The 15,132-nt window shown below is 38.1% G+C and carries 11 protein-coding genes; 9 read left to right on the top strand and 2 right to left on the bottom strand.

The features are described from left to right. Positions 1–90 precede the first annotated feature (90 nt). From BAZO_RS03405 to BAZO_RS03390, 4 genes are all read left to right on the top strand, one after another. The gene (locus BAZO_RS03405; RefSeq protein ID WP_003329872.1) at positions 91–1,158 is read left to right on the top strand and encodes a glycosyltransferase family 4 protein; all 1,068 of its coding nucleotides are present in this window, start codon (positions 91–93) and stop codon (positions 1,156–1,158) included. Positions 1,159–1,379: 221 nt separating this feature from the next. Then, positions 1,380–3,344, top strand: a complete 1,965-nt coding sequence (locus tag BAZO_RS03400; RefSeq protein WP_003329871.1) for a DUF5693 family protein — start codon at positions 1,380–1,382, stop codon at positions 3,342–3,344. Position 3,345: 1 nt separating this feature from the next. After that, positions 3,346–4,437: a polysaccharide pyruvyl transferase CsaB gene (gene csaB / locus BAZO_RS03395; RefSeq protein ID WP_003329870.1), complete on the top strand. Its 1,092-nt coding sequence runs from the start codon at positions 3,346–3,348 to the stop codon at positions 4,435–4,437. Between the two features lie 250 nt (positions 4,438–4,687). Continuing rightward, positions 4,688–6,745, top strand: a complete 2,058-nt coding sequence (locus BAZO_RS03390) for an N-acetylmuramoyl-L-alanine amidase (RefSeq protein WP_003329869.1) — start codon at positions 4,688–4,690, stop codon at positions 6,743–6,745. A 67-nt stretch (positions 6,746–6,812) separates the two neighbouring features. Here BAZO_RS03390 and BAZO_RS03385 read toward each other — a convergent pair whose 3' ends face one another. Both BAZO_RS03385 and BAZO_RS03380 read right to left on the bottom strand, forming a co-directional pair. Continuing rightward, on the bottom strand, positions 6,813–7,838 hold the full coding sequence (locus BAZO_RS03385) for an LCP family protein (RefSeq protein WP_003329868.1): 1,026 nt from the start codon (positions 7,836–7,838) through the stop codon (positions 6,813–6,815). Positions 7,839–7,891: 53 nt separating this feature from the next. Further along, complete coding sequence (locus BAZO_RS03380; RefSeq protein WP_003329867.1) at positions 7,892–8,527, bottom strand: YigZ family protein; 636 nt, start codon at positions 8,525–8,527, stop codon at positions 7,892–7,894. A 255-nt stretch (positions 8,528–8,782) separates the two neighbouring features. Between BAZO_RS03380 and BAZO_RS03375 the strand changes: the two genes are divergently transcribed. From BAZO_RS03375 to BAZO_RS03355, 5 genes are all read left to right on the top strand, one after another. Further along, the gene (locus BAZO_RS03375; protein WP_003329865.1) at positions 8,783–9,925 is read left to right on the top strand and encodes a sensor histidine kinase; all 1,143 of its coding nucleotides are present in this window, start codon (positions 8,783–8,785) and stop codon (positions 9,923–9,925) included. Between the two features lie 97 nt (positions 9,926–10,022). Beyond that, entirely contained in the window at positions 10,023–10,715 is a 693-nt protein-coding gene (locus BAZO_RS03370; protein WP_003329864.1) for a response regulator, read from the top strand. A gap of 602 nt (positions 10,716–11,317) precedes the next feature. Further along, the gene (locus tag BAZO_RS03365; RefSeq protein WP_003329863.1) at positions 11,318–12,796 is read left to right on the top strand and encodes a copper amine oxidase N-terminal domain-containing protein; all 1,479 of its coding nucleotides are present in this window, start codon (positions 11,318–11,320) and stop codon (positions 12,794–12,796) included. A 262-nt stretch (positions 12,797–13,058) separates the two neighbouring features. Continuing rightward, a complete protein-coding gene (locus BAZO_RS21065; protein WP_003329862.1) occupies positions 13,059–13,685 on the top strand; it encodes a TetR/AcrR family transcriptional regulator in 627 nt (208 codons plus the stop codon). A 23-nt stretch (positions 13,686–13,708) separates the two neighbouring features. Then, complete coding sequence (locus BAZO_RS03355) at positions 13,709–14,440, top strand: alpha/beta fold hydrolase (RefSeq protein WP_003329861.1); 732 nt, start codon at positions 13,709–13,711, stop codon at positions 14,438–14,440. The last annotated feature ends 692 nt before the right edge of the window (positions 14,441–15,132 follow it).

Genomic DNA, 15,132 nt, shown 5'->3' with positions numbered 1-15,132 from the left:
AATTGCGGACAAACCTAGGTTTTGGTTCGATTATAACTAAATTGGCCGCAAAAAAATTAGACGAAAAACGTCTGGGGAGTGCCAAATATGATGTTATTGATTACAGCAATTGTATGCTTTCTCGCATCAGTAGCTCTAACACCGCTCGTTAAAAAATTTGCAATTTATATCGGCGCTGTTGATAAACCAAATCAACGTAAAGTACACCAAAGAGTAATGCCACGATTAGGCGGATTGGCGATATTCATTAGTATGGTTATCGGTTTTGCGATTGCCCAGCCTTTTGACGATGACATTGCAACATGGCCGATTCTTCTTGGAGCAACGATCATTGTAATTACCGGAGTATTTGATGATCGCTTTGAAATTTCTCCGAAGGTAAAGCTGTTAGGACAAATTCTAGCAGCAGGAGTTGTTATTTATGGAGGAGTTCAAGTAGAATCGATTAATCTGCCGTTATTTGAAGCCACGATTGAATTTGGCATCTTTACAATCCCATTCACACTACTTTGGATTGTTGGTATTACCAATGCGATTAATTTGATTGATGGATTAGATGGACTGGCTGCCGGTGTTTCTTCCATTGTTTTAATTACTATTTCTGCAATGGCGATGGTTATGGGGAATACATTCGTTGTAGTTATGGGTACAATTTTATTAGCAAGTACATTAGGATTTTTAATATACAACTTCCACCCAGCAAAAATTTTCATGGGTGACACAGGTGCACTTTTATTAGGATTCATGATTTCAGTATTTTCGATACTTGGATTTAAGAGCATCACGGTTTATTCATTAATTTTGCCAATCATTATTCTTGGCGTACCAATTTCTGATACACTGTTTGCGATTATTCGCCGAATCGTGAACAAAAAACCATTATCTGCACCAGATAAATCACACTTGCATCATTGTTTATTACGTTTAGGTTTTTCACACCGTCAAACGGTTTTAATCATCTATGCAATGAGTGCATTCTTTGCAATCGCAGCAGTCATGCTTTCAAACTCAACACTATGGGGAGCAACATTAATCATTGCGGTTGTATTATTAGTGACACAGCTAGTAGCTGAACGAGTTGGATTAGTTTCAGAAAACTACCGTCCAGTTCATAAACTTTTTAGAAAAATTACCGCAAGCGGTAGAAGATCAGCCTAAGTTTTGGAGCGTAATTTCCAACCGGGCATAAGTAAAAAGGGGATAAGGGGGGAGAGCTGGCTTCAGCTTTCCCTTTTAGTTAGGAAAAAATGAGCCAGAGGGTCGGGTTCTGCGGTTCTGGGCCAGAGGGTCGGGAACTGCGGTCCAAAAACTGATCCAGAGAACCCGCCCCCATGGCTCAACCTAACTAGTAAAAACTTCACCGAAGGGATGTAGAACTTTTGAAAAAAGTATTAATGGCCATCGTTGTAATATCGATATTGATAACAGCACCGCTCATTTATAATCGTGCCAAAATTGAATGGAATAATGATACATATGAAATGATTGTCCCATATGAGGAAATTCGCGAGTTAGCCATTCGTGGACTTGATACGGATACAATCGTAAAAACGTTATATGATAACGGTGTTCGTGGAATTTCTTTTGAACCAACAGGTATACAAGATCTTGTGAAACAAGGACTTGTGATGACGCTGACCAAAAGCGACCTGTTCAGTATGCTCCAAAAAGAGGATGAAAATACACGTGAAAGCATATTGTATTCACGTGAAAATGGTTTGTATGTGTTGCTTCGTAATGATTTAGATGACCGCTGGGAAAATGCGATTGTGAAATCGTTTGGTGATCGAATTGATAAAGTAACGGATCTGCCAATTTTTAAGGGTGAATCAATTTATTTTATAAAAGGTATAAGTAAAGAGGAGCTTACCCGCGGAATGGGTGCGGTAGCGAATCCGATTTTAACAAGACCAATTGGTTTCGACGAGAATTTGATGACTGAATTTGCTTCCTACGGGTTTGAGCCAGTTTTCCGAATTGGTAATAATATTAATGAAAACAATGAATATGTATTAGATCAAATGAAACAGCTCCAAGACAAATTGGGCGGCCACAAAATTATTTTTACCGGCAATACAATGCTTGGGGTAGCTCCGCACAAGGATTTAAAGACGGAGGATGCCGAGCAATATGCATTAAGGCTTGTTAATGAAGGCTTCGTCTTGATGCCGATTGAATTTACAAAGCAGGACGGACTAAATATTTATGCAAAACAATTTAATAATAAAATCGTTCGCCTTCACAGTCTCGACTTTTTCGATGGAAGAGGCGGCTACACAGACCGTGCAACCCGTGCTGTAAAGGAACGTAATATTCGTGGATTGTATGTTCATGTCGCTGATATTAAGAAATTAGAGGAAGAAACGATTACCGCCGAACAATCTTTTGAAGTAGCAACCCAAGAACTAGAAGCTATCACAAGCCAAATGGCGGACAAGCACCAACCTGGAATTGCTCAATCCTATGATCTTTTACAGGCTTCAAAATGGATGACAATTGCCGGACTGGTCGGTGTCGCAGCATTTATTGGACTTGCTGCGTTAATGGTTTCTGAAAAAATTGCATTATTAACGTTTGCAGGAATGCTGTTAGTTGCTGCAGGTTACATTGTGACCGGTGCAACAATGTTTTTACAAGCCGCATCATTAGTAGTATCTATTGTGGCAGCAACTTGGGCAGCCATTTCCGGAGAATATATTAATAGTAAAAAAGATATGGTGTTCAAGTTTTTAAAAGGGGCGTTCCTTGCACTCATCGGTGTCTGGTTTGTTATGTCGTTGTTATACGGCAATCAATTCCTTGTAAAAATCGAAGAATTCAGAGGGGTAAAATTGTTATTCATTTTACCAATCGTATTGACATTCCTACATGTGATCCGTGATCATGTAAAAGATTTAGCCATGACAGTTGTCCGTAATTATTATCTTGTCATTGTTGCCGTTATTGCCGCTGGATTGATGATTTTAGTCGTCCGTTCCGGAAATGATGCCGGTGAAATGGTTTCTGGCACTGAATTAGTGCTCCGTCAAAAACTGGAGGATTTTTTATTCGTTCGTCCTCGTACGAAAGAATTTTTAATCGGTTACCCACTGCTTGTTTTAGGAATGTACATTATTTATCAAGGCAAAGGCTGGGAGCAGCGTATCGGTAAATATTTATTAGCTGGCGGTGCGATCGGATTTTTATCAACCGTTAATACATTCACACATTTACATATTCCGATTTATCTTTCGCTTTTAAGAACAGTTTACGGATTTGTGTTTGGTGCTTTGTTAGGTTTAGTTTTAATCTTCTTGTACAGACTCGCGAAGAAATATTGGCCGATGATTCAGGAGAGGTTGTAGTATGAGGGTTGTATTATCTGGCTACTACGGATTCCATAATGTCGGTGATGAAGCCATTCTGCAGGCTATCATTCATGCGCTGCGTGCTGAAAAAAGTGATATTAAAATAACAGTTTTATCAAATGATCCGGACTATACGAAAAAAACATATGGTGTCGATGCCGTTAATCGTTGGAAGCTGGGCGAGGTTTTTAAGGCGGTACGTTCAGCCGATGGTGTCATTAGCGGTGGCGGCAGCTTGCTTCAGGATAAAACCGGTATGAAAAGCGTTCCGTATTATACAGGGATCATGATGATTGCGCACCGGATACTACGAAAACCATTTTTTGTGTATGCTCAGGGCATTGGTCCGCTCGACCAATCAGTGAGTCAAAAGCTTGTAAAATATGCTCTGTCAAAGGCTGATTTTCTATCAGTTAGGGATCAGGAATCCTTTGATTTATTAAGAAAAATTGGATTGAATGGTGAAATTGAGCTCGTTCCCGATCCAGTGATGGGCATGGAGTATAAGGAACGATTGAATCGTGCTTGGTTGGAGAAGGAAGGATTAACAGAGAAGCCGTTCATCACGGTTGCTATCCGTGATTGGACTTCTCTAGGTTTTGCCGAATTTAAGGAAAAAATAGTTGAGGTACTCGACCGCTGTGCTGATGAGGGAGGGCACCGGATTGTGTTTTTGCCCATGCATGGTGAGCATGACGATGTATTTTCGAGAGAAATCATGGGTGCTATGAAAAATCCGGCTTCCATTTTTCCGTATGATGCTAGTATTGAAGAGAAGGTTTCTTTGATCGGAGATTCTTCACTATTAATCGGAATGAGACTTCATGCCCTGATCTTTGCGGCAATTGCTCACACACCAATGATCGGTATCTCTTACGATCCTAAAATCGATTCATTTATTAACCAAGTCGATCAACCATTAATTGGTCATGTCGATGACGATTGGTCAGCGGATGAGTTGTATGAATTGATCGGAAAGCAAATGAGTCAACATAGCGAGGAAGTAGAGAAATTGAAAGCAAAGGCCATTCCACTTCAACAAAAAGCAAATGAAACAGCGAAGAAAGTGATTGAATTGTTGAATAAGTAGTAAAAAAATATCCCAAATAACGCCACAGATCTTAAAAGGTCTGTGTTTTTTTATACTTATTTTCAGACAAATATTTCACTCCACATCGACAACATTTCCCGGAAAATAATACAAAAATTTCAGATTAATGACAAAATCGGGTCATTTGTCTCAAATTGTTGTAATTTGGTTAATTTACCTTGATATTCTGCTATTAAACTATTACAGTTGTTATAGTAAAACAAGAATAGAAGGGGGATTTGATAGACTAATGGTAAAAAGGTCACCGATATCTTTCGTTATATGGACCTTTCTCATTTTATTGGCATTTATAGCAATTCCGCATACGCTCGCCAGTGCAAATGAAACAGGGCAAGTAATAATGAAAGATGGCAACTTAAATGTAAGATCAGAGCCTTCGACTAATGGTGACATAGTAGGAAAATTACAAAATGGTGACGAGGTCCAGATTATCAAACGGACCGGTGAGTGGTTGAAGATTTCCTCGAAATCCGTCGAGGGCTATGTGCATAGCGACTATATCAAAGTACAGACGACAACAAATAAAACAAGCACAATTGACAAAGATAAGACTACGGACACCAATAAACCTACTAATGCAACAAAAACACCAAATACATCATCCTCCTCGAAAAAAATCTCAGTCTACGTTAATGGCGAACTATTAAATTTACCAATCGAACCACCAATTATAGATGGAAGAGTGTTAGTACCATTTCGAGGCATCGGGGAGACACTAGGGATTACTGTAAAATGGTTAGAAAAAACAAAGCAGGTTGAAGCAATCGACGCTGAAACAAAAGTTGTATTCACAATTAACAAAACAAAAGTAATGGTGAATGATGAAGCACTTGCGATCAATCCGGCACCAACAATTGTAAAAAATTATACGGTTTTACCGTTGCGTTTCTTTGCAGAAAGCTATGGTGCCAACGTTCAATGGAATGAAAAAGAACGAAAAGTCATAATTGAACAAAAAACGGCAACAGAAGAGCGTGAAGAATCTTCCTCCTCAAATTCAAACAAAGAGGAACCAGTGATTGAAGATGTTGTCAGAACAACAACTACAGCAATCATTGATGATGAAGAAGGCGCAGCAGTTTATAAAGAGCCTTCAACAAACAGCAAACAACTAGGCGAACTTGCGCAAGGTGATTCAATCAAAATCTATGATAAACCTGAGGCAAAGAATTTAGACACTAGCATGTGGCTTGAAATCGAGTATAAGAACGATCTAGGCTATATCGAAGCAAAATCAATTCGCTCTCAAAAAGAGGTAATCAAGGGGAAAGTTAACGCAACTTCACTAAATATTCGTGAAAGTGCAGACGCTAATTCACCAATACTTGGCGCTTACTCAAAAGGTCAGGAAATCATCGTCTTTAAGATTGAAGGCCAATGGGCTCAAGTGAAATATAACGGACAATGGGGCTATGTCCATGCCAATTATTTAACAATGCAAGTGAATAAGCAGCCGTTCACTGCACTTGCCCAGCCAGAAATAGAAACTTATGACGGCAATAGAGCTTGGCTGAAATGGTCAAAAGTAGGTTCAGTTACAACGTCAAATAAATTGCTTTCTAACGGTGTAGAGATTACAGCAAGTGCATCACAAATCGAAGAATGGACTGGCAGCCACCCAGCTATTAATCGGATTGAATATAGCGGCTCAAAAATTCGCATTTATTTTAATCCGGGCTACCATTTCGTCGTCCGCCACTCAACGAACGATGTAAAAGTTACCTTATTAAATAGTGGCTTAGCCGGAAAGCGAATCGTTGTCGATGCAGGACATGGGGACCATGACCCGGGTGCAAAAGGACCAACAGGCCTTCAAGAAAAAGCCGTAAATCTTGCAGTAGCTTTAAAATTAGCAGATTTATTGCGTGGAGCAGGTGCTGAAGTTACTTTAACCCGATCCAATGATACATTTTTATCGTTGGCTGAACGGGTAAAAGTAGCCCATAACAATGATGCTGATGCTTTTGTAAGCGTCCATTCAGATTCATTTAAAGAAACATCACAGGGATCCACAACATTCTATCATTCTGGAAAAAATCCAAGCTGGCAGCAAAGTAAGCAGCTTTCAGATATTGCAATCAAAAAAATAACATCACAGCTTGGAACGGTGAATCGAGGCTCCCAAGATAAAAGCCTACACGTTATTCGTGAAACCGAAATACCGGCAATCTTAGTAGAAATGGCATTTTTGTCGAATCCAAATGAAGAAGCATTGCTAAAATCAGATGAATTCCGTCAAAAAGCAGCACAAGCCATTTATGATTCATTTGTTGAATTTTATAAATAAACTTTGTTAAAAAAGGCATGGAACGGCGTACAGCCAACGTTCCATGCCTTATAATATGTTAATCACGCTATTCCCCATTATCATCAGTCGATCTCTCTGTCTTACCTCTATCATTCGCATCCGTCCCATCAAACTCTAGATGCTGTTTCATCTTTGTTTTAACTTCATCCAAACTCGTGTCATCTAGCAAATAATAATACAGTCGATTTATCCGTGCCGGTTTCCCTTTTAACGTCAGCATTTCAACATCGATATTTTTCCCGGCATAAGCGTAGTCATGGAAGGCAAGCATTTCATCAAATGTCATATTGGTTGTTAAATTATCACCGATACTCTCAATGACATCGCCGTACTTCGTCATCGACCGGATCGACAATCCCTTTTTTATAATAGCCTTCAAAATTTCTTGCTGCCTTTGACCTCTTTCGACATCACCGTCATACTTTCGGGTTCTAGCATAGGCAAGAGCCTGTTCCCCATTTAATTTTTGCAATCCTTTGTTGATTTTGATTTTATTTTTTTCCCGATGACTATTTTGCTCAACAATATCAAAAGGAACATCAATTTCGATTCCACCTAAGGCATCGATAATTTTAATAAAAGCATCGAAATTTAGCCGAACATAATAATCCACTGGAATCGCAAACAGTTTTTCTACTGTGTTTACCGCCATGTCAAGTCCACCATAGGCATGGGCATGGGTGATTTTATCCATACGGCCTCTGCCAACAAGTTCAACTCTTGAATCCCTAGGGATGCTGACCATTTTTACCGATTTTGATTTTTCGTTAAAAGTGGCCAAAATCATCGCATCTGTTCGGGTTGAATCACTAAAAGTATGCTCACCATCGTCGATTCCCAGAAATAAAATCGAAATATTATCAACCCTTGGGTCAACTTTTTCAAGACGCATTTCGGACTTCTCATCAAATTTTCGACTATCTAATTTATGCTGGGAACTTTCAACTACGGTTTTAGCTGTACTCGCCAAATAAGAAGCGTAAGCAGCAGCACCAACAAATACGACTAACAAAGGTATTAAGATGATCATCAAAATTTTCGTTACTTTCCGCCTTTTTTTGAATCGAGCCATTATTTAAACTCCCTAAATACTCTGATTTGGTATTAATTAGTGTGCCCAGAAAACTAAACATCAGTCTCCAAATATTCTGTTTCACCTTCGAAAATTTCAGCTTGCCCATTTGTCAGTTCCGTCATCCAATCAACGAAGCTTTCTTTCATTTCTTCAGCAACATACGTTTCGACTTCAACCATATCAAGATAGTGAATTTCTTTTAAAATAAAAGAAGGATGGGAGCGTAGTTCATTTTCAATTTTTCCAAGCCATGTGTAATCAATTTTTGTATGAATGACCCTCATCAACCGTCTTTCAACAACGCCGATCGCATTCAGACCTTCCGATACTGCTTTTCCGTAAGCACGAATAAGTCCGCCAGCACCAAGTTTTATGCCGCCAAAATAACGGGTCACCACCACTACAGTATCTTTTAAATCACGTTTTTTCAAAACCTCAAGCATCGGCACACCAGCTGTCCCACTTGGTTCGCCGTCATCATTTGCTTTTTGAATTTGATTATGCTCGCCAATTAAATAAGCCGAGCAATTGTGAGTCGCATCCCAATGCTTTTTTTTAATTTCTTGAATGAAGGCTTGTGCCGCCTCCTCCGTCGTTGCCCGGGTGATTTGTGCGACAAATTTCGACTTTTCGATCACAATTTCATGTTCACCAGCGTTTTTTACGGTATAATATTGTAGTAGCATATTAATGACCTCCTAGGGTTACATACGTGTATGTACAAAACCAATCAATTTTTCAATATATTTACTTTAGAAACTTTTATTTGGTATTTTGGGAAAAGGTTGGGTTAGTTCATCTGCTTAACCAGTCTTATTATAAAACGACATTCGTATTGCTTCAAATTTTGATTTTTTTATCTTCTCCCCCCAGAAAATCGACTTGCCTTGCGAATGTAAATGTAATAAAGAATTTTTGAGCTTTTTCTGGAGGATAAGAAAATGTTTAAAATTGATGAAAAAGCATTAGATATAATTTTAGATAAAATGATTGATACAGTTTCTAATAGTAAAAGAGAAATTGTTGAAATAAGCGAGCAATCCAGACAGGAATTTGAGATTTTAACTGCAGAATTACTAAAAACTAGGCTAGAAGTTACCGAAACTATTAATAAAGGTGAACAATTGGAAGCGCATGTAAAGTTGGCGCGGAAACGTCTTGCTGAAGTGAGTAGAAATTTTACAAAGTATACGGAAGACGAAGTGCGTTCTGCCTATGAGAAAGCACATGCGTTGCAAATGGAACTAGCTTATATTCGTCAAAAAGAAAAAATGCTGATTGAACGCCGCAATGATTTAGAGCTGCGTTTGAAAAGACTGGAGCAAACCGTCAAACGAGCGGAGAATCTTGTCAGCCAAATTAGTGTCATTTTGAATTATTTAAGCAGCGATCTTCAACAGGTCAACGAAGTGTTGAACGATGCAAGGGAAAAGCAAGAATTTGGTTTGCGGATTATTGAAGCCCAAGAAGATGAAAGAAAGCGACTATCACGAGAAATTCATGACGGACCAGCGCAAATGCTTGCTAATGTGATGATGCGTTCGGAGCTAATTGAGCGAGTCTCCCGTGAGCGGGGAATGGATGAGGCACTTAAGGAAATTAAGGATTTAAGGATCATGGTTCGATCCGCGTTGTATGAGGTTCGTAAAATTATTTACGATCTAAGGCCAATGGCTCTCGATGATTTGGGATTGATCCCAACTTTAAAAAGGTATCTGTCCACAACTGAAGAATACAACAAGATTCCGATTAAATTCGTGAATCTAGGCGAAGAAATGCGTCTTCCACCGCGCTTCGAGGTTGCATTATTCCGACTTGTGCAGGAAGCGGTCCAAAATGCATTAAAACATGCTGATGCCAATGAAATCCAAGTGAAAATAGAACTTAGAAAAAAATCTGGTAAGCTAATAATCAAGGATAATGGAAAAGGCTTTGACCCCACTAATAAAAAAGATGGTTCATTTGGAATCATGGGAATGAAGGAACGAATTGAGCTTTTAAAGGGAGAAATTACGTTTGACTCAGGCCTCGGTAAAGGAACGATGATTACGATCGATGTGCCTTTGATTGTTGAGGATGATTGACCTATATCCATAGCACGGTTAAGTGTAACATATTTGATATAAAATAAATACGAATCTACTATAAACTACGCTTTTTGATCTTGAGGAGGAATGACAAGTGGATGGAACTACGTCAATATTAGTTATTGATGATCATCAATTGTTTCGTGAAGGTGTAAAACGAATTTTGGATTTTGAAAAAGATTTTGAGGTAGTAGCGGAAGGCGATGATGGCGAGGATGCGGTAGCCCTTGTTGAGCAATACCATCCGGATGTTGTTGTAATGGACATCAATATGCCCCATACGAATGGTGTGGAGGCAACAGCGAATTTAGTTGAAAAGTTTCCAGACGTTAAGGTCTTAATTTTATCAATTCATGATGACGAAAGCTATGTAACACATGCACTTAAAACAGGAGCTAGCGGCTATTTGCTAAAGGAAATGGACGCAGATGCCCTTGTTGAAGCAGTCAAAATTGTTGCAGACGGCGGTTCCTACCTGCATCCAAAGGTGACTCATAATCTCGTAAGAGAATATCGTCGCTTAGCTACAGGAGATGTGGGCCAATCTGTCGGAACATTGAAGGACGTTGAATACCGTAAACCATTACATATCTTGACACGCCGCGAATGCGAAGTCCTTCAAATGCTAGCTGACGGAAAAAGCAATCGTAGCATCGGTGAAACCTTATTTATAAGTGAAAAAACAGTAAAAAACCATGTCAGCAACATTTTGCAAAAAATGAATGTAAACGACCGAACCCAAGCAGTAGTCGTGGCTATTAAAAACGGCTGGGTGCAAGTGAGATAAGTGGTAATTCGGGAATGGTACAGTGTTGGCTAGGTAAACTAAGGATTGTACACTTCCCACTCGGTTGAGGTATCAACCTTGAGCCGGCAACTTTTTGTTAATTGAAAGGCCAACTAGTTTGGTTTAAACTAACTTACTAAAGTACGAGCCCTTTGCCATCGGATATTTGCTGGCAAAGGGCTTTTAACTTTATTCAGCAGAAGTCTCCCACCTCCATAAATGGCGAGATGAATGCGAATTAATACTTTAATTCAGTGGGGGTACAGACCCCTGCTGAATAAAGTTAAAGCCTCCGGCGGATGCCACAGATTTTCAAAGGTAGTTTTTCGAGCTAAGATCAAAGACTAAGAACGCCACGTCCTGTGGCAACGTCTTTGTGACCCACATCCTGTGGGCCTAAAAAATCTGGGCGCAAATACGCCAAGGTGCATTTGATTTTGGCGTCTTCAAGAACAGAAAGTACTATTTACCTACTAATTTGGACTAGTATGAATTACCTCTTTTTTGTTTTTATCTAGCAAATGCGTGGAAATATAAACCAGTTACCGGTATTATAGGGATTATAAGAAAAATAAATAAACAAACATTTAAAAGGGAGAGGTGTGGAGGAATTGAAGAAATTCTTATTTTTACTAGTAGCCTTAATGTTGGTGTTAGTGGGCTGTACAACGACTAATCCATCTTTGAAGGATACTTGGCTCAACGCTGTGAATCAAACATCATCTGAATCAAAATTAACATTATCAGCTGATGTGAATATTGATGGCATGAATTTAACTAATGAACAGAAAAAAATAGCAGAATTATTTGAGGCTGGCTTTGTAATTGAGCAAAAGGCGCAGGATGAGCACAATGCCTATGTGAAAATCACGGCTAACAATGACAAACCGCTTCGTGATTTAGGTGTATGGACTGCCAAAGAAAAGGCAACTGCTGAAATATTGGTAAAAGAAAATGTTATGTATTTTAAAACATCTGCTGACCCATTCTTTTTCAAAGTAGATATGGACGAAATGGATGGCCAAGATTTTAACATGCAATCGCAATATGAAATGCAGCAAAAAGTTATGGAGTTTATGAAAGGCGAATTTAAAAATTACATATCGCAATTCAACTATGAAATTCCTAAGCTTCAAGACTTAGGTTTCAAAACAATCCAAACTCCCGAAGGAAAAGAAGAAGTTTTAAAAGTGAAATTTGAGCTTGGTATCAATGAAATTTTAGATTTTATAGTATACACTATGGATAATCTAGCAAACTATGAAAGACTGGATATATTTGTAAAAGAATTTGCTGGCTTCATGCCTGCTGAAGTTCAGCCAACAGAAGCAGAGTTAACTACTGCTGTTACCGAAGCGAAAACTCAATTAGGTCAATTTAAAGCAATGCTTAGTGGAATGAATGAAGAGAGCCTTGAAGCAATGATTGGTAAAGACATTGACTTTAAAATTACAACTGAGTATGGGATTTCAAAAGAAAAATATATTGCATCAGAAGATACTATAATTAACATCGGGATAAAAGATCCAACGACTGGTGAAAACGGAAGTGCAGTTATTAAGGCAACTTCACTTGTTTGGAATGTCAATGGGGATGTAAAATTACCGGAAGTAAAAGATGCCGTAAATGTGACAGAATATGAGAATGATATCAACAAGGTTAGAACACTACCGGATGACACTCCGCTTAAAAAGCTATTATTGCAAAAATTTAATGCGTCATTTACAATTGGCGAGCCGTATGCAATTCTTGGCAGTGATTTTAAAGAATTAGATGCTGCACCTTACATTAAAGATGGCTCAACAATGGTACCGGTAGCAGTAATTGGAGAATGGCTTGATTCAGAAACAAAATGGGACGGTAATACAAATCAGGTTACTCTTAAAGTAAAAGATACAGAAATCAAATTAACACTTGGCAGCAAGGAAGCATACGTGAATGGAAACAAAGTCATTATGCACACAGCTGCTGAATCCGTAAACGGAAGAACCTTTGTACCGGTTGCCTTTATTGCAAAAGAACTAGGAGCAAAGAGCGAATATAATTCAGAAACACAAGAAGTAAAAATTTACTTTGAATAATAATTAAAAGAAAGCTTCATCGGGGCGGTTCGTCTGTTTCATTTTAAAAAGAAACGGGCGGGCCGTTTTTGTGTTTGGCTTGAAATGTTATAGGGATGGGGTGGTTTAAGTTGAATTCATATTAGAATTTTTAAAATTCCTTTCAATTGACACTAACGTCAATTTATTCTATATTTTTAATTGACATAAGCGTCAATTAAAATAGCATCCGACTTTAATATTAGAACCATTGAATCAATCGATTATAGTAGAGGTGAAGACTATGGCGCCGCGATCATCAGAACAAAATGAAAAAATACGTTCAAATCGAATCGAAGAAATATTAAATGCAACGATTGAGGTGTATTTAGAAAAAGGGGTGAGAGCTACTGAAATTGGTGATATTGCTAAAAAGGCTGGTGTCGCAAGAAGTTTAGTCTATTACTACTATAAAGATAAAATGGAGCTTTTTCGCGATCTTTTTACAAAATATATTCAAGCAGCTGAAACATATATTAAAGCAAGTTTAACTTCAGAAGAGGGAACCCTCGTCAAACTGAAAAAGTATGTTCGTTTTTATCTTGAAACTACCCAAAAAAATCCACGATTCATGAAGTTTTACCGCCAGATGGAACAGGATATTGGGTATGTTTTTGAAGGTGTATCTGACGATGTGTTAAAAAGCTATACCTTAAATACAAGGCAACCATTAATTCAGTTATTTGAACAAGGAATTCAAGAAGGAACGTTAAAAGAAAGCAATGTTAGATTAATGGTTCATGTATATTGGGGGGCGTTAACTTATTCGATTGATATGTTTGCCAACGGAGAATTTACAGAACAGGAAGCTCAACAGCAAGTCGACACTGTTATCGATTTGATTTTCAAAGGAATTCAAAACGACAAATAGACAAATGAAGGGGATAAGTGAAAATGAGTACATTTGTTTTTATACATGGAGCATTTTTAGGCGAATGGTGTTGGGAAAAGGTAACCCCGTTATTACAAGAAGCAGGTCATAAAGTAATTACCTTTGATTTACCAAGTCACGGAAATGATCCTACTCCACCGTCAAATGTTTCCTTAAAAGATTATTGTAATGCAGTTTGTCAAAGAATTGATGAAGAGGAAAATAAGGTGATTTTAGTAGGACACAGTTTTGGTGGCATGGTCATCACACAGGTGACAGAATATCGTTCCCATAAAATTGAAGCACTTGTTTATTTGTCTGCACTCATCCCAATGAATGGGGAAAGCTTAATGATTTTGAGTGAAAAATACAAAATGCCACCTCTGCCAATCACTTTAAGCGAAGATCAAATGCATATTACGTTGAAACCTTCTTCGGCTAGAGGACTATTCTATAATAATTGTTCAGACGAAATTGTAATAGAAATGGAGAAAAAGCTTAGTCCTCAACCGTTACTACCTTATATAACAAAGATCGAAATAACAGATGAAAACTATGGGAAAATTCCCCGCTATTATATTGAAACGCTCAAGGATAATGCTTTATCTTTTAAAACACAACGAGAAATGTATATGAATGTTCCTTGCCAAGCTGCCTTTACAATTGATACAGATCACTCTCCCTTTTTATCAGCACCAGAAGAATTAACAACACACCTAAATAACATATCTGCCATTTCCGGCAACAATTCTTGACTAAGATCGCACGGGTTTGTTGCTGCCTAATTTGTAGACAGTGCTATTTTAAGGCAAATTCATATTAGATTTGTCTTTCCTTTTTCAACCCGTTCAAAAAAAAACGCATCTATCCATACACACTCATGCTTCAAATATATCTAAAAGGAAAGTTCCATCTTCTTGCTCGTCAACAGTATCCCAACAATCCAAATACATTGGAGCATTACAATTCATACATTGTTTCTCATTCATTAATGTTACCTCCATTTGTACAATTATTTTATCATGAATGGTAATATGTACCTAAAGGATTAAATTACAGAAAGCCCAGAGAGATTACTGTGCTCAAATAATAAAAGAGGAGATAAATCTATGGAAACCAAAGAACATATTGTTTTTAACAGGAATGGATTGGACAAATCCATTTATAAAAGGAATAGATGGTTTTGATATTTAAAATATGGATAGCTTTGAATTAGTGAACGGATTTGGAGAGATTAAGCAAGGGGATTATAAGTGTCGCATAATTATTGCAAAATATCCACAAGGGAAAAATGAAGCCAAAATGAATAGGGAGATAAGGGATGTGTTTTTATAGGGGCGCATTTTTGGGCTAATGCGTATTAGATTCCCACTAAAATTTCTAGGATTGGAAAAATGTGAAACCATAGAGGGGGGTAATTCCTGAAATCTAAGGAATATCGGGAAAA

The organism is Schinkia azotoformans LMG 9581, assembly GCF_000307855.1.
GTDB classification, from domain to species: domain Bacteria; phylum Bacillota; class Bacilli; order Bacillales; family Bacillaceae_J; genus Schinkia; species Schinkia azotoformans.
This window is presented reverse-complemented; position numbering and strand designations above follow the sequence as displayed.